We start from the raw sequence: 14,892 nt of genomic DNA, 5'->3' as shown, positions 1-14,892 counted from the left end.
CGTTCAAGCTGAGTACTGCGCTTATGGCTGTCCATAAGGACTGTTACGCACCAATTGGACTAATCCAACAAGGCGGCCCTCGCCGGAGGGAGACGCCGATAACGATCGGTCCAATTTGAAACGGCCTCCAAATGCAAAGGGGTTAGAGGACTTAGTGGATGCACTTTCAGAAAAAAAGTATCCCTCCGGCGGCGGCCGCCTTGTGTAGTTTGAGAGGCGGGCCGAGGATTTGACCTTAAGTCTAGCTTTAAGGTCACGTGGCGAATGCAGGTCAATGTGCTGGGCGCCGAGCGTCGGCGGCGATGGAGTTACGACGAGAAAGTTCGCCTAGTCGAAGAGACCTTGCAGGCTGGCGAGACGGTCTGCGGCGTCGCGCGCCGGCACGGGGTGGCTCATAGCCTGCTGTTTACGTGGCGTCGACAGGCGCGCCAGGGTCGACTGGGCGGAGATGCCGCGCCTGCTCTTGTTCCCGTCGAGATCACACCTGTGGCGGCTCCGATCTCGAACGGAGTGCCACAACAACCGTCTTCACCGCCTGCGCAGCGTGCAAGGGCTGGAATCATCGAGATCGAGCTCGGCGGCTGTCGCGTTCGCGTTGACCGCGACGTGGACGTTGAGGCGCTGCAGCGAGTTCTTGAACTCCTGCGGCGACGATGATCCCGATTCCGAGCGGCGTCAGGGTTTGGATCGCCACTGGCCACACCGATATGCGTCGTGGCATGCGAAGCCTTGCTCTAACAGTTCAGGAGAGCCTGAAGCGCGATCCCCACGCTGGCGATCTCTACATCTTCCGTGGCCGCCGCGGTGATCTGGTCAAGATTCTCTGGCATGACGGGTTGGGCCTGTCGCTCTACGCCAAGCGCCTGGACCGCGGAAAGTTCATCTGGCCCTCGGCATCGGCCGGCGCGATATCGATCTCAGCGGCACAAATGGCTTACATGCTTGAGGGCATCGACTGGAGGAATCCCCAATTAAGCTGGCGACCGCAGAGCGCAGGCTGAGCAGATTAATCTGCAGCTTTTTTTGCATTTTGGGGAGTCACATCGGGTCCAATCTGTGATTCACTGCGTCGGATGAACGCCAATCGTGACGCTGTTCCGAATGACATTGCCGCCCTGAAGGAGGCGCTGACTGTCGAGCGCGCGAAGGGTTTGGAGATCGCCGCTGAACTCGCGGTCGCCCGCGCGAAAGCGTCGGAAGACGAGGCGCTGATTGCCCAGCAGAAGCTGCAGATCGCCAAGCTAAAGCATCAGATCTACGGACAGCGGTCGGAGCGTTCCTCGCGCCTGATCGAGCAGCTGGCGCTGACATTCGAAGAGCTGGAGGCCGATGCCACCGAGGACGAGCTTGCGGCAGAACGAGCCGTGGCCAAGACGACGACGGTGCGCGGATTTGCGCGCAAGCGCCCCGAGCGTCAGACGTTCCCCGAGCATCTGCCACGCGAGCGGGTGGTGATTGATCCGCCGACAGCTTGTGAATGCTGCGGCGGCAACCGTCTGCGCAAGCTCGGCGAGGACGTGACGCGGACGCTGGAAGTAGTGCCGCGCCAGTGGAAGGTGATCGAGACGGTGCGGGAGAAGTTCAGCTGCCGTGACTGCGAGAAGATCAGCCAGCCACCGGCGCCGTTCCACGCCATCGCCAGGGGATGGGCCGGCCCAAGCCTCTTGGCCATGATCGTGTTCGAGAAGTTCGGTCAGCATCAGCCCTTGAACCGTCAGGCCGAGCGCTACGCTCTGGAAGGCGTGCCAATCGCACTGTCGACCATGGCAGACGCCGTAGGGGCGTGCTGCACGGTGTTGGAGCCGCTGTCGCGGCTCTTGGAAGCCCACGTCATGGCAGCCGAACGCCTCCATGGCGACGACACCACCGTGCCCGTGCTGGCCTTGGGCAAGTGCGACGTCGCTCGATGCTGGGTCTATGTGAAGGACGATCGCCCCTTCGGCGGATCAGATCCGCCGGCGGCGATGTTTTATTACTCGCGCGATCGAAGTGGTGAGCATCCGCAGGCGCATCTGGCCAACTACACCGGGATTCTCCAGGCCGACGCCTTCGGCGGATACATCAAGCTCTACGAGCCAGCGCGAAGTCCTGGACTGATCAGGGAAGCGGCCTGTTGGGTCCATGCGCGGCGCCCGTTCTTCGCCATGGCGGATCTTGAGGAGAACGCGCGGCGAAAAGCGGCCGGAAAGAAGGAGATCGTCATCTCGCCCGTCGCCATGGAGATCGTGCGCCGCATCGACGCTCTGTTCGAGATCGAGCGCTCTATCAATGGCCAAAACGCCGACCAACGAAAGGCTGTTCGCCAGACGCAGAGCGCGCCGCTCGTCGCCGATCTGGAAGCCTATATGCGCGAGCAGTGCGCCAAGCTCTCCCGCGGTCACGATCTGGCCAAGGCCATGAACTATATGTTCAAGCGCTGGGCCTCCTTCACGCGCTTCCTTGACGATGGCCGCGTCTGCCTCTCGAACAATGCCGCCGAAAGAGCGCTGCGCGGCATCGCATTGGGCAGAAAGTCGTGGTTATTCTGTGGGTCCGACCGCGGAGGGCGCCGAGCTGCCGCCATGTATAGTCTCATCGTCTCTGCCAAGATGAACGACGTCGACCCCCAGGCCTGGCTCGCCGATGTACTCGCTTGCATCGCCACCCACCCCGCCCACAGGCTCGATGAGCTGCTGCCCTGGAACTGGAAGACTGCGCAACAGCAAGGCCTTGCGGCGCAGGCGGCTTGATGGGGCATGTCAACAAAGTCAGCCACGTGTTCACTCTCAGCCATGTCGCCGAGATGCTCGGTGAAGACGAGGATGGCTGTTCGATGTCGCTGAAGAAATGGACACCGAGGATGGCCAGCTATGGGTCGTCGGCGTCGGTGAAGACGGGGTGATGGCGTTCACCGATGAGGGGATCGAGAACCTCAAAGAGCTGATCGCAATCCACAAGGACACACCCAGCATCATCGAAAAACGCCGCCAAGCGCTCGTTGCGATGATGAAGCCGAAGACCGACGAGTCCGACGAGATCTAACCGCTAACCGGATAGATCAGCGCGCTTGCGGCCTACAGCGCATGGTTACGAAAAAAACTACCTCACTGAGATCGATCATTCCGTCAAGGTGACCGCAGACGGGGTAACGGCGAGAACCAAAATAAAAACTACGCCCAGCGAGGGTGTGCTTTCAAAGCTCATGAATCGTATCAAGCTAGAAGCTAAGATTAATGTCAGGGCTTCTACAAAAGATTTTGGTAACGGCTCTTGAACGCGCGTTCACCGGTACATGCACATTACCGAGTCAGACGGCAAGGAGTTCGTCGTGGTCTCTAAGCTGGAAGCATTACGAAAACTTAGCTACGCAAAGACCGGTCAGCACCATCAGGAAGAATTCGAGAAGCAGCTTGAGCCCGGTACGAGCGACAGAGGAGCCTGCCTGCTCATGGTCGCCCACCTTGAACGAGAGCTAACGGCCGCATTAGAGTCTAAACTCCCGAATCTCGACAACAGTCAACGCGCTGCGATGTTCGAGCAGGACGGTCCGCTAGCGACATTCTCCCGCAAAATCACCATGGCGCACGCGCTTGGCATCATCGGACCCAAGGCGTTTGCCAATTTCAAGATCATCCGCTTTACCCGGAATGCCTTCGCTCATGCCACTGTCCCGATAACCTTTGACACCACCGAGATCGAGCAGGCTTGCGGAGAGCTTCATTTGATTGACCCGCTGGCCCCTTACGGAGACCACGTCATCAATACATACGAGAGCACACGGGCATTGTTTGCAGGCGTCTGTGCTTCGATGATGGTGATGCTCTACTCTTATGCGGGTAACACGTTCAACATCGACAAACACGAGTCCAAGGACGGCGTCGTGCCCCAATCGCCTCTGCCGTAAAACGCGGAGTCGCAGAATTTGCCGCTTTCACCCCGGCTAGGCCTCTGGCGGATCTTTAATTTGGTTCACCCTTCCAAGTGAAATTTGGATGACCTTACTCATCAAATCAAACGCTTGCTTCGTCTTCGCCTGCAATTCGCCGGGTTTCAGAAAATAATCTTGGGCGCTGAATGTCTGCCGGGAAACGTGTCGCGTTCCACCATCCAAAAGCCAAGTCCCATGCGCAACCCTGACCCGGTCCTCGTTCAGAGTTTTGCATGCATTGAAGACTGACTTCACCTCTTTCGTATACTCGCCGTCGCTCTCATAGAGATTGCAGAGAAACCCACTCGTTACGTCGCAGAGAGCCCTGAAGTCGTACGCGGAGGTTATAAGGTCACCATTCTTGTTCGTCTTCAGACCAAGAGCGGACGCAAGCGAATTGCGAATTACTGCCTCTAGCTGAGAAAACTGAAACATGAAATGGCCGATAGCTTTGAATAGCTCAGGCGCAGTGTTTTCGTCCGTGAAATAGACAGTTCTGGTCTTCTCGTAGTCATCAGCCACAGCACACCCCTCAATTTGGGAGTTCACTTCTTGCAGGGAAACGCCGCCGTCAAAGACTCGTGCAGCAACACGTCGGCGCTGTTTTGGCGAACCTCTGGCTTCTAACGTATTTGCAGAAGACGTCGCCCACCTGCGAAAGAACAACGTTCTCGGGCAGGCAGTATTTCAATATCTGGTCTTGCAGCTTGCCAATGCCGGTCACGAAGCTCTCGTGATCCTTCATCTCTTTGAATAAACGGATGTAGGTTGCCCCGGTGAAGTCGGCGTCAGCCATTGCCTTGTCCACGACGCCCGCGACATACCCATAGACGTGTGAGATATTCCCGTTGCAGTAAGGGAGTATGGTGTCGCCAGTGTAGAATCCAGCCTCGCTTGAGGCATTGGTCAAGCAAACCAACATGCCAACTGCCGTAATCAACCTTCTTGCCATCGTGCCCAGACCTCAGAAAAATGCGGGAACACCATATTTCAAGACCAAGCCGCCCGCCACAGTCCCGGCCGCAATCAGCCCGCTCCACCAAAAGGATCGAGGCTTGGCAGCCTTCATCGACAGCCAGTACAGAAGCGCCCCGAGGATCGGGCCGTAGTGTTTGCTGAAGTCGCCGTTGCGCTTCAGCACCTCGATCAGATTTTCATTCCGCAGTTCTTGGTCAGACACAGCCGACCTCCTGTTCCGAAGCAGCGACGAATCCGAAATACGCCCCTAAATGCCACGAGTGCCGGGGTTTACTGTTCGCTAGCCCGACTTATCACCGCATCTAGCATTCTGTGGATATTCGTTCTCATTACGTTCCGGCGCACTAGACTACTGTTTTGCCCGACGGCGCAAGTGAACATTTCGGTAAACACGAAGCTTACTGTTGGAACAGATGCCTCCCGATAGCAATTACAGTTGCGATCGGGATGCTTGCGCGGGCCAAGATGCCGAAGACCATTAGGACAAAGCCAAGCCGCGGACCGAATGCTTTCGCGACGCTTTCCGACCTATCCAAAATGGGCGGCAACCCAAATTTTGGCCAAGTAAAAGCGCGCCCAGAGCTAGGCAGTTTACGAGTCCCCACTGTTTACACCTCCATGACCAGGGCGAACGAAACGTATCGCGGGAAACGAATTTCCCGGTCAGAAAGCAGCGACGAGGCTGCATGCAACTGAAACGAAAGCAGCGGATGGACCGTTCCTTAGTGCCATTTCCGAATCAGCGTGAGCACATGGCGATCATTCGACACCCGCACCCAACGCACCGACCTAACTGGTGAACGGTTGAGCACACGAATCCCTATCGCGCGGCGCCGTCGCGCGCCAACGCACGGTCCAGATTCTCTCAGTTTTGCAGTGATTTAGTTGTCGTTACTGGAGGGTATAACATCGAATGTAAGACTCGCTGCTGACAAACGACAAGGGGCGGAACTAACGTCCCGCCACTCTTTCAACTCTATGATTTAGTGTCTGGTTTTGCCGGCTTGTCGAGTTTGCGAGCACTTCCACCAGCGACTTCGCCCGCTCGGCGAGCGAGGATTTGCTGCCGCCGACCGGTCCGAGCAGATAGAGGATCTGCTTACGCCTACCCCACCGTCCCTATCAGCGTCCCGCTTTCGTCGTAGATGTCGTTGTCTGGGAGCTTCTGCACTTGGCTTGCAGTCGAATAACTCTCAGCTCAGCACTGTAGATGACATCCTGGATATCCCACGAGCCAGCCGAGATACCCGCTTCTCGCTTGACTTGCTTCCAACCGTCGCGCTGCTTCATCCGCTTCACCCACTTCATGCAAACATCGAGGATACGGGCAACGTCGCGCAGTCCGATATCGGACTGCGACAAGCTCAATGCCCGGAGCTTACGCACCGCAGCCTCCGCATCTGCCACGGGGTCTAGCCGAATCTTCGGCTGTGGAGTGGCGAGCTTCTCAGCGATTGCGGCAACAACCTCCGCCCCCGATGGCGGCTCGATATCTTCAAAGATGCCGTCGCGGATACGGCGCGACATCCGATAAGCGAACTCAGCCTCGGCCGCCCCAGGTGGAAGCGGATCACGAAGACCAGCCTTCACCCGTTTCGATACGACCACCGGCATCAGCGCTGCTCCATCCGCAGCCGCGCATCCAACGTCTGCTTCAGGTCACGCCTGCTCACGCGTCGGAACGAGATTGCTGGCCTTCTTGTAGGCTTCCCTCGTCTTCTTCCATTCACCACGGTCGTAGACGTGGAAGGAGTGGAACGCGAGCGCCTTGGTTGTACGACGCATCACCCGATGGTGGATGCCACGCTTATCGTTATCGAACTTGCCGACGAAATAGCGGACGGCAGGGTTTGGTTTCGTCATGGGAGGTTCTCCCTCTTTGTTTACGTTTCTTGGGTGTTGCGCTAGCGAGGCGCCAACCTGTTAGCCCGCGTCTTCTTCAAACTGCGGGTCGTTGACGTTGAGTTGAACAAGGTCAATACCCGTCTCATCGACCGTATCCACATTGCTGATGGACGACGATAGGAGCCCAGGACCTTGCAATTCCACTTCTGCCCCTGCGGGCTGCTTCGACAGGATTGCAATCAATTCAAAAACTTTCACTCCTCAGTCTTTCTTTTCGTTGAAATAAACAGCGTCGCGTGTTGCGGATGCTGCTCCATGAACTTCAGCGCCAGGTAGGTCGTTGCCATGTTCGATATCTTGCCGATGTCCCGGCGATTCCAGCGCATGATCTCAATGATGGCCTTGGCGCTGTACCGCCCTCGCCCTTCCCGGATTGCCTGAAAGCAATACTCAGCGAAGACGAGGTAGACTTGGTGGTGATTTTCCACCCAGCGCGGGCACCGCCCGCGGTATGACGGTGGGTGTGGAGCGCTCGACCATCACCGACATCGCCGGCATCCGTAAGGCCGAGGCCAAGGTTGAAATGCTGAAGGCCAACAACTAATCTGAGGTATACCCACAGATGAGTCGATCATGGCCAAGGAGCCAAAGCTCCCCAGTCTTTTACCTGAACCAATGGGCCAACGATAAGAGCCGGCTGCTGGAGTTTAGCCGTCCATATGGCGACGTCGTCAAAGCGCGCCCAAGCTCACCAGTTGGGACTGGCTATGTTGAAGGCCTGTACCGACTGCCGGGTGTTTCAGACGAGCTCGCCGAGGAAATCGAGAACAAGTTCTTCAAGCACATCGACGACTTCGCTTCTTACGCGCACAAGAAGTTGCTGCGTAAGTACATGATAAACTGGTCGCCGCGGATGCGTATGGCGTGGGCGCATTTCATCATGGGAGTATTAATTAGATCGCCTAAAGCCGTCGCTGATACTAAACTAACTCTCGCTGGCGGCATGCCTGAGCTTTGGGAGGAAGCGAGAACCAAATTCAAGGACTTAGGTGAGTACAATCAAGAGCTAATTGACCGGATAGCCCTTCGGTCTCTCCAGCGCTTTATCAATCAACCCGCACTGCTGGAATTCATCGCGGGGATGCGCTGGTCCGTCTGCGATTTGTCAAAAACGAAGTTTCGCTTTCTCACATCAGACCGTCCAATCGTGATGACCGACGGCCTTGGCTACCCGGAGAGCCATCTTGCTGTGCCGGTAAGTCCAACCATCCTTTTTCTTGCGACGAACACGGAAGAGACCGAGCGCTCAATCCAGTCCATGCACCCGAAGGAATTGGTAGGCAACTGCAACAAGCAAGTAGTGCGACACGCGATCAAATACGTTTGGGCGCCCGATCACGCTCAATTCTCGCTCATCAAGGCCCAGATGTCGTCTGAGGCTCACCTCGATCGCAAATGGTTCAAGGATTACACTGGCCCGCCACGCGAGCTAATTCCCGCCGCTAAAAAGGTTGTTGTCTAACGCATAGGCACCAGCCCACGCAGCATCTGCTTCGTCCTCATACAAGTCTTTGCCCCAGCGCGCATTCGCTGCCGCCTGCATCTCAAACCGGGAAGCTTCAAACTGAACTTGCTACGCAGTTTGCGGAGACCTTGCGCGTGATTTCGCAGCCCTTTCCGCCACCTCCGCAGATACCAGAGGGAAGGCCGATATACCCTTTAGCAGCGCTATGGCTTTCTACGCTTTCCGCTACGCCGTGGGCCGCATGACCTATGCGGTGAGGGATGTGGTGAACTGGCTGCTGGATACGTGGCACCTGATTGACGAGAAACATCGCAATCTCATCGTGAAGGAAATAAACGAGGCGAAAGAGCGCAAAGGCCCCGACAATCTCACCGGCTTGGGAATGCCCATTGATGCTGCGCAGTGGCAACGTCTTCTGGCTCATGCCGCCATCATGGGCTCTCTCGAATGCACGGCGGGTAAGGCCCAAGGGGATTCTGCGAACGATAACGGCAAGGAAAGCGCGGCAGCGTGAGCAATGTGAGCGCCGAAGCCGACCGGATAATTGCTCAACTGTGGGAAGAACTGCAGGACAAAGCTTTTGAAGACGGTATGCGAGCAATGCGGCGTGCCGCCTTGGAAGCTGCTGTCTAAAAGAATCCCCGCTTGAGGGGAAAGCCCGAAACGTACGACGAGGGTATAGCTGACTTTCGGTTCACCGTTCTAAATCTGCCGATCATGTTGCGGAAACAGAGCGCGGCAGCCTAAGCCGCCGCCCCCCGTTCTCACTTGGCGGCCTTCTTCGCCCGTCCCTTTGAGCTGTCCTTCGGCCCACCCGGATAATCCCCATCCAGACAAGCTTGGTAACGCTTGTAAATGGCAGCGACTTCCGGTGACGAGGCCCGACCGGTATAGCCAGGGCCGCCACCCGCAACGCCCTGACAGAAGGCGACGCTTTGGGCGGATGCCGGTGACGAAGCTAAGGCAAGCGCAACAACGAAAAGCATTCTCATGGAAGTCTCCCTGTTAAACGGAGACCCCCTACGAGTTCGGCTGATGTGACACTAGGTAGCTGTGCGTGAACAGATTGGTTTATTTGACGCCCCGCCTTCGGCGCTATGCCCACCCCCCGCCCGAGGCGGCAAGAGGGCTTGCCACAGACACGGGCGATGCTGCTGATACTGAGGATGGGCGCCTACACCATCCCCAAAAAGCCAAGGAAAAGGTTATTCTCCATTTCGCGATGGGTGGCTCGCAACTGGCTCGGACCCCATGCCCCGGAGCGCCCTTTAGTGCTTTCTGGCGCCTCCGGCGAAACGACTAAGTCGTTGAAAGGACTCAGGTGCAGCCGCTGAGCAGCGGTTTTGTAAACCGAAGGTCGGGGGTTCAATCCCCTCAGCCGGCACCAGTGTTTGCAATCACTTAGCGTCAAAATGTAGCCCGACTTTTTCCGCGCATCCGGAACTAAGAGGCCTTGGGGATACAAGGGGCTACATTAGAAATCTACGAAGGTAACCAATTGTCCTCATCAAGACTGGGGCCGCTTTCCCAGCCTTATTACTCCGCCCCGGCTGACGCCACCGTCCAATGAACTAGCTCCTTCGCGATCTGCGAAAACGCAGCTTCGAATGCCTCAACTGAGGCGGCAGGTTCGACCTTGTCGAATTTCTCGCTCGTCTCGATGATGCGTGATGCGATCACCCCACCGTTCTTGTTCACGATCCGAGCCGACAGGGCGATCTCCGCTCGCGGCTCGTCATCCGTCGCGATGCGGAAGCGTCTGATATCGATCAGGAGTTGGTAGTCGGCCTGCCCCAGATCAGTGCGCAACGGAGCGTGGGCAATGTCGTAGTTCTCGAAACTGTCGATCAGACGCGCCTGCACCAGTTTTGGAATGCTGTCGGACCACAGGAACTCGGCAAAGCCCGGGGTGTCCCGAACCGGCGAGAACAGCATGCGTTGCGTCTGGAGCATCGCGACCGCGGTCGGCTCGGGAATTGCCAACGAGGCGGAAAGCGTCTTGCCGACCGGCCCGATATCCTGCGGTGCGCGCAGGTCATAGGTTATCTTCGGCGCCGATGCTCCACCACCCGTCATCTTCTCAATGCCTGCAACGATGCCGTCGAGCTTGCCGGTGTTACGCGCAAGCCCGTCCGAGAAGGTCTTGAAATTCGCGATTGTATCTTTCAGCGGACCGGCGTTGTCCTCCAGCACGGAATCGACCCGCCGCAGCGCATCGCGCGCCGCCTGGGTCATGCTCTGCCCCGCCCCGGCGTCGGCGATCAAGGTCACAACCTCGCCCGATTTGGCGACGCTCGTGCCGCCTTCCAGCGCCACCGCCGGCACGCCGGTCAGCCCCTGGAAATCGAGGCCAACTCTCGTGTCGGCCCGCACGGGGGTCGCAGACGCGACCGAAATCGTCGCATTGACGAAACGCGGATTGTCCTGCGCGAGACCAAGTTCTGTTACCTCGCCGACGCGGATGCCGTTGAACAAAACGCCGGCGCCGACCAGGAGGCCGGGCACCGGTCCCTGGAATTGCACGTGATAGGTCGTGCGCGGCCCAATGCCGCCCGTATTGTTCAGCCAATAGACGAAGCCGAAGACCGCAAGGATCGCAGCCAGCACGAAGGCGCCGATCAGCACATAGGGAGCGCGGGTTTCCATGTCTCATCTCATGTGGTGTTGCAGCATCTGGGAGCGCTTGCCGTGGAAATAGGCTCGCACCCAGGGATGCTCGGATTGAAGAAGTTCGCGCATCGGACCGATCGCCACGATCTTGCCGTCGGCCAGCGCCGCGACGCGGTCGCAGACTGTGGTCAAGCTTGCGAGATCATGGGTCACCATGAGCACAGTGAGCCCCAGGGTCTTCTGCAAGGTCTTAATCAAGGCATCGAAGTCACCGGCCGCAATCGGATCGAGACCGGAGGTCGGCTCGTCCAGGAACAGGATTGGCGGATCGAGCGCCAGGGCGCGTGCCAGCGCAACCCGTTTGGTCATGCCGCCGGACAGCTCGGAAGGATATTTGTCGGCGTCCTCCGCCCGTAGTCCAACCATCTCAAGCTTAGCGATCGCGATTTCGTCCATCAGATCCTGAGACAGGACGAGGTTTTCGCGTAGCGGAAACTGGACATTCTGCCGGACCGTTAGCGAGGAGAACAGCGCGCCCTGCTGGAACAGGATGCCCCATGTGGCGGCCGCTCCATGTGCGCTGCGGTCGTGTGCACTTCCGATCGGCTGTCCCATGACTTCGATGGTGCCCCCTCGCCGCGGAACGAGCCCGATGATGGTGCGCATCAGGACCGACTTGCCGCCGCCGGAAGCTCCGACCAGGCCCAGGATTTCCCCGCGGCGAACGTCAAGCGACAGATCGTCCAGCACGGTCTGCCGACCGAAGCCGACCACGAGGTCACGGACGCGGATCGCAGGCTCCTGCACTGAATCCAACATCGTTACATTCCGATTGAGGCAAAAAAGATCGCGAACAGGCCATCGAGCACGATCACCAGAAAAATCGACTTCACCACCGAGGTCGTCGTCTGCCTGCCAAGCGATTCGGCGCTGCCTTTGACGCGCAATCCCTCACTGCAGGCGACGATCCCGATCACCAGTGCCATGAACGGCGCTTTCAGGATGCCGACCTCGAAATGGGTGACGGAAATGGCCTCATGCAGGCGCGCAATGTAAATTGCCGGGCCCATGTCGCCGTAAAATTGCGCGACCAGGCCGCCGCCATAGAGCGCCGCGATCGAGCCGATGAAGGCGAGGATTGGCAGCGCGATGACCAGGGCGGCCACTCGGGGCAGGATCAGGACGTCGACCGGATCGAGCCCCATGGTCGAGAGCGCATCGATCTCCTCACGCATCTTCATCGAGCCCAGCTCAGCGGTATAGGCGCTGCCCGAGCGCCCGGCGACCATGATGGCGACAATCAGGACGCCGAGTTCGCGCAGCACCAGGATGCCGACCATGTCGACCGTGTACGACTCGGCACCGAACCTGCGGAAATGAAAAAAGCCCTGCTGCGCGATGATCGCGCCGATCAGGAAGGTGATGAGCATGACGATCGGGATCGCCTGCCAGCCGATGCGGTAGAGCTGGTAGACCAGTGACGTCAGCCGCAACGACCGCGGCCGGCGCAAGACCCCCGCCAGAGACATGAACAGTGCGCCGAGCATCTGAAGGAAGATCCTGATGTCTTCCCGCGCATCGACCGTCGACTTGCCGAGATCGTGCAGCCCGTGCAAAACCGGGTTGGGCATAGGTGTCGGCGGTGGGTTGTGCCGATTAACCTGACGCACTTCGTCCAACAGGCCGGCGAAATTGTCGGCTATTCCGACCACCTCGACCGATCGGCTGGAGGATGCTGCCATACGCGACAGTTTCTCCAGAAGCCAGGCACCGAGCGTGTCGAGCTCGCTGACACCGGCCATATTAAGCGTCACTGCCTTCGATCGATCGACAGCCGCTCTTGCCGCGAGAGAGAGCGCTTCGAGCCTCGACACGTTGGCGGCGATCCATGGCCCCTCAGGCCGCAGTTCGAGCCCGTCGCCAGACGGCGTCGCCAGCAGCACTGGTTCCGAGTTCACGCTTGTATCCTCATGGGATCGCTCCTGATCCGCCTAGGTTTCTAGGTCACCGCCACGCACCTGGATTGACCTGCGTCAAAATCGGAACACGCCGTTGACGCAAATCAATCGCTAACGAGCCAGCTCGCATAGGCTTCTTCCATTCGATGGAGGCCGCCAATGTTCGACACCGGCAGCATGAACGACGAACTGAACGCGATGAAGATCGATGTTACGCGTCTGGTGAACAAGGCCGGCGAGCAGAAGCTCGATGCGCCGGAAGACCGTGCCGAGGCCTTGGCCGACCAGATCAAGGCCGCGCTGACCGAACTCGGCGAGACCGTGAGTGAGGAGCAAGCGCAGCTCCATAGCCTCCTCGCAGAGCGTCCAATGGCGTCGCTCGCTTCGGCCTTCGCGCTTGGCGTGGTCGTTGGATTCATGCTGAGGAGACACTAGGTGACTACGGAAAATATCATCAAACACCTGCGCGTGCTCTGGCGTACCGACAGGATCATCGCCGACATCAGACTGCGGCACCTCCTGATCGCGCTGAGCCTGCGTGCCTTCGCAGCGCTGATCGCCACCTTCGGTCTGCTAATGCTCGAATTGTCGGCCTATTTCGCCCTGGTCCAGATCTGGAGCGCAATCGTCGCGGCGGCTATTCTCGGCGCGATCAATTTCGTCATCGCGGCGATGCTGTTCGTCGTCGCAGGGCGGCCGGCGTCAGGACGCGAGATCGAGCTCGCCAATGAAATCCATGGTGCAACTATCGAAGCCATTCAACTCGAGGCGCGCACGCTCCACGCTCAAGTGACGGGGACGATCCAGCATCCGCTGAGCGGCCTGCTTCCGCTTCTCGCGCCGCTAGTTGCGATCGCAGTCAAGAGCCTGCGGAAGCCGCCTGTCGCGCCGCCCTGAGCGGACGGGGCGCAGCGGAAGACGAATTGGCGGGCATCGGCAACATCAGGAGTTGAACCGCCGCGCATCATGCATGCGGTCGCCATCAAAAGCACGTTTCGGCGATGCCGTTTCAAGGCCTCCACGACCGTGAGATTCATCGGCAACGCGGGCAACGGCATCCCTCCACGCTACGCGTACGCTGCGCAAATCGAGCCAAGCACCAATTGACTTGGTCGGGAACGACAAGCTGCGAACGCTCGGCCTGCATCGCCAGTCCTTGGGGCTCACGAGTGCGCGTCGTTGGGTCGATCGAGTACCAGGCTCGACCGTCATGATAGCGTATGTCTAGCTCAAACCGCCCCGCGCGGCGGGAAATCCGTCAATGAAATCAGACGTTCGAGCTTGCCTCCGCCGCTGCCTTGGGCGAAAATTGCCCCACGTTCGCGGCATCGGACCGGCCGCACGGGGGAGACTCACGGTGAGCGCATGGTGGCCGAGAGCAATGCGCCTGGCGGTGCGATGTTCCGCCTCATCTTGCCGGCGGCCGACGAGGCCTGATCCATGACAACCAAGGGGATTGTCTACGTTATCGACGATGACGAGGCGATGCGGGACTCGCTGAACTTCCTGCTGGATTCCTCAGGCTACAAGGTGGCCCTGTTCGACACCGCGCAAGGCTTCCTCGATGCGCTACCTGGCCTCGTATTCGGCTGCGTCGTTTCCGACGTGCGCATGCCGGGCCTTGACGGGATCGAGCTCCTGAAACGCGTGAAGACCCAGCACAGCCCGTTTCCGATGCTGATCATGACCGGTCACGGCGACGTGCCGCTTGCTGTCGAGGCGATGAAGCTCGGCGCAGTCGACTTTCTCGAGAAGCCGTTCGAGGACGACCGCCTTACCGCCATGATCGAATTGGCGCTCCGCCTTGCCGAGCCGGGGGCCAAGAACGAGACCATCGCGCAAGACATCGCGGCGCGTGTTGCCTCCCTGAGCCCGCGCGAGCGCCAGGTCATGCAAGGCCTGGTCGCGGGCCTCTCCAACAAGCTAATCGCCCGTGAACACGACATCAGCCCACGCACTATCGAAGTATATCGCGCCAATGTAATGACCAAGATGCAGGCGAACAGCCTGTCGGAGCTGGTGCGACCGGCGATGCGCGCGGGCATGCTCAACGATTGAGCCATGTCAAG

General features: G+C 58.8%; 21 protein-coding genes and 1 pseudogene. 11 read left to right on the top strand and 11 right to left on the bottom strand.

Annotated features, from left to right (window positions below; translation table 11 throughout):
• Positions 1-264: 264 nt before the first annotated feature.
• From tnpA to ABIB99_RS41645, 5 genes are all read left to right on the top strand, one after another.
• On the top strand, positions 265-657 hold the full coding sequence (tnpA, locus tag ABIB99_RS44575; RefSeq protein ID WP_502917558.1) for an IS66-like element accessory protein TnpA: 393 nt from the start codon (positions 265-267) through the stop codon (positions 655-657).
• Positions 654-1,001 (top strand): IS66 family insertion sequence element accessory protein TnpB, encoded by a 348-nt coding sequence (tnpB, locus tag ABIB99_RS41660; RefSeq protein WP_148756538.1) that lies wholly within the window; start codon positions 654-656, stop codon positions 999-1,001. Before tnpA ends, tnpB begins: the two co-directional genes overlap by 4 nt.
• A gap of 72 nt (positions 1,002-1,073) precedes the next feature.
• Positions 1,074-2,729, top strand: a complete 1,656-nt coding sequence (gene tnpC, locus ABIB99_RS41655) for an IS66 family transposase (protein ID WP_354181632.1) — start codon at positions 1,074-1,076, stop codon at positions 2,727-2,729.
• Between the two features lie 97 nt (positions 2,730-2,826).
• The gene (locus tag ABIB99_RS41650; protein WP_354181631.1) at positions 2,827-3,021 is read left to right on the top strand and encodes a hypothetical protein; all 195 of its coding nucleotides are present in this window, start codon (positions 2,827-2,829) and stop codon (positions 3,019-3,021) included.
• A gap of 286 nt (positions 3,022-3,307) precedes the next feature.
• Positions 3,308-3,883 carry a hypothetical protein gene (locus ABIB99_RS41645; RefSeq protein ID WP_354181630.1) on the top strand — a complete coding sequence of 192 codons (576 nt, stop codon included), beginning with the start codon at positions 3,308-3,310 and terminating at the stop codon, positions 3,881-3,883.
• A gap of 36 nt (positions 3,884-3,919) precedes the next feature.
• On the opposite strand, the gene ABIB99_RS41640 is transcribed toward ABIB99_RS41645, so the two are convergent.
• The 8 genes and pseudogenes from ABIB99_RS41640 to ABIB99_RS41605 form a co-directional block, all read right to left on the bottom strand.
• Complete coding sequence (locus ABIB99_RS41640) at positions 3,920-4,429, bottom strand: hypothetical protein (RefSeq protein WP_354181627.1); 510 nt, start codon at positions 4,427-4,429, stop codon at positions 3,920-3,922.
• Positions 4,430-4,478: 49 nt separating this feature from the next.
• A complete protein-coding gene (locus ABIB99_RS41635; protein WP_354181625.1) occupies positions 4,479-4,703 on the bottom strand; it encodes a hypothetical protein in 225 nt (74 codons plus the stop codon).
• Between the two features lie 168 nt (positions 4,704-4,871).
• Positions 4,872-5,087, bottom strand: coding sequence for a hypothetical protein (locus tag ABIB99_RS41630; protein WP_354181623.1), 216 nt, complete (start codon positions 5,085-5,087; stop codon positions 4,872-4,874).
• Between the two features lie 818 nt (positions 5,088-5,905).
• Positions 5,906-5,989: pseudogene (locus ABIB99_RS44570) on the bottom strand (hypothetical protein); the annotation flags it as partial.
• A gap of 18 nt (positions 5,990-6,007) precedes the next feature.
• Positions 6,008-6,499 (bottom strand): hypothetical protein, encoded by a 492-nt coding sequence (locus tag ABIB99_RS41620; RefSeq protein ID WP_354181621.1) that lies wholly within the window; start codon positions 6,497-6,499, stop codon positions 6,008-6,010.
• Between the two features lie 45 nt (positions 6,500-6,544).
• Entirely contained in the window at positions 6,545-6,748 is a 204-nt protein-coding gene (locus tag ABIB99_RS41615; RefSeq protein ID WP_354181619.1) for a hypothetical protein, read from the bottom strand.
• Positions 6,749-6,808: 60 nt separating this feature from the next.
• Positions 6,809-6,988, bottom strand: coding sequence for a hypothetical protein (locus ABIB99_RS41610; protein WP_354181617.1), 180 nt, complete (start codon positions 6,986-6,988; stop codon positions 6,809-6,811).
• The gene (locus ABIB99_RS41605; RefSeq protein WP_354181615.1) at positions 6,985-7,218 is read right to left on the bottom strand and encodes a hypothetical protein; all 234 of its coding nucleotides are present in this window, start codon (positions 7,216-7,218) and stop codon (positions 6,985-6,987) included. The genes ABIB99_RS41610 and ABIB99_RS41605 overlap by 4 nt, the downstream gene beginning before the upstream one ends.
• Positions 7,219-7,352: 134 nt before the next feature.
• Between ABIB99_RS41605 and ABIB99_RS41600 the strand changes: the two genes are divergently transcribed.
• From ABIB99_RS41600 to ABIB99_RS41590, 3 genes are all read left to right on the top strand, one after another.
• Complete coding sequence (locus ABIB99_RS41600; RefSeq protein WP_354181613.1) at positions 7,353-8,252, top strand: DUF4238 domain-containing protein; 900 nt, start codon at positions 7,353-7,355, stop codon at positions 8,250-8,252.
• 244 nt (positions 8,253-8,496) lie between these two features.
• Positions 8,497-8,769 (top strand): hypothetical protein, encoded by a 273-nt coding sequence (locus ABIB99_RS41595; RefSeq protein ID WP_354181611.1) that lies wholly within the window; start codon positions 8,497-8,499, stop codon positions 8,767-8,769.
• Positions 8,766-8,888, top strand: coding sequence for a hypothetical protein (locus tag ABIB99_RS41590; RefSeq protein ID WP_354181609.1), 123 nt, complete (start codon positions 8,766-8,768; stop codon positions 8,886-8,888). The genes ABIB99_RS41595 and ABIB99_RS41590 overlap by 4 nt, the downstream gene beginning before the upstream one ends.
• Positions 8,889-9,791: 903 nt before the next feature.
• Here the strand turns inward: ABIB99_RS41590 and ABIB99_RS41585 are convergent.
• The 3 genes from ABIB99_RS41585 to ABIB99_RS41575 are packed head-to-tail and all read right to left on the bottom strand — an operon-like array spanning position 9,792 to position 12,823.
• Positions 9,792-10,901 (bottom strand): ABC-type transport auxiliary lipoprotein family protein, encoded by a 1,110-nt coding sequence (locus ABIB99_RS41585; protein WP_354181607.1) that lies wholly within the window; start codon positions 10,899-10,901, stop codon positions 9,792-9,794.
• A 3-nt stretch (positions 10,902-10,904) separates the two neighbouring features.
• The gene (locus ABIB99_RS41580) at positions 10,905-11,684 is read right to left on the bottom strand and encodes an ABC transporter ATP-binding protein (protein ID WP_354181605.1); all 780 of its coding nucleotides are present in this window, start codon (positions 11,682-11,684) and stop codon (positions 10,905-10,907) included.
• 2 nt (positions 11,685-11,686) lie between these two features.
• The gene (locus tag ABIB99_RS41575) at positions 11,687-12,823 is read right to left on the bottom strand and encodes an MlaE family ABC transporter permease (protein ID WP_354181603.1); all 1,137 of its coding nucleotides are present in this window, start codon (positions 12,821-12,823) and stop codon (positions 11,687-11,689) included.
• A gap of 159 nt (positions 12,824-12,982) precedes the next feature.
• Here ABIB99_RS41575 and ABIB99_RS41570 point away from each other — a divergent pair, with 159 nt between their 5' ends.
• The 3 genes from ABIB99_RS41570 (at position 12,983) to fixJ (ending at position 14,881) form a co-directional block, all read left to right on the top strand.
• Positions 12,983-13,258 carry a hypothetical protein gene (locus ABIB99_RS41570; RefSeq protein ID WP_354181601.1) on the top strand — a complete coding sequence of 92 codons (276 nt, stop codon included), beginning with the start codon at positions 12,983-12,985 and terminating at the stop codon, positions 13,256-13,258.
• Positions 13,259-13,720, top strand: coding sequence for a phage holin family protein (locus tag ABIB99_RS41565; protein ID WP_354181599.1), 462 nt, complete (start codon positions 13,259-13,261; stop codon positions 13,718-13,720).
• Between the two features lie 543 nt (positions 13,721-14,263).
• Entirely contained in the window at positions 14,264-14,881 is a 618-nt protein-coding gene (gene fixJ / locus ABIB99_RS41560; RefSeq protein ID WP_354181597.1) for a response regulator FixJ, read from the top strand.
• Positions 14,882-14,892: the final 11 nt, after the last annotated feature.

This window comes from Bradyrhizobium sp. LA6.1, from assembly GCF_040547805.1.
Taxonomy (GTDB): Bacteria; Pseudomonadota; Alphaproteobacteria; order Rhizobiales; family Xanthobacteraceae; genus Bradyrhizobium; species Bradyrhizobium barranii.
The sequence above is the reverse complement of the archived record's forward strand: the minus strand, read 5'-3'. Positions and strand labels throughout refer to the sequence as shown.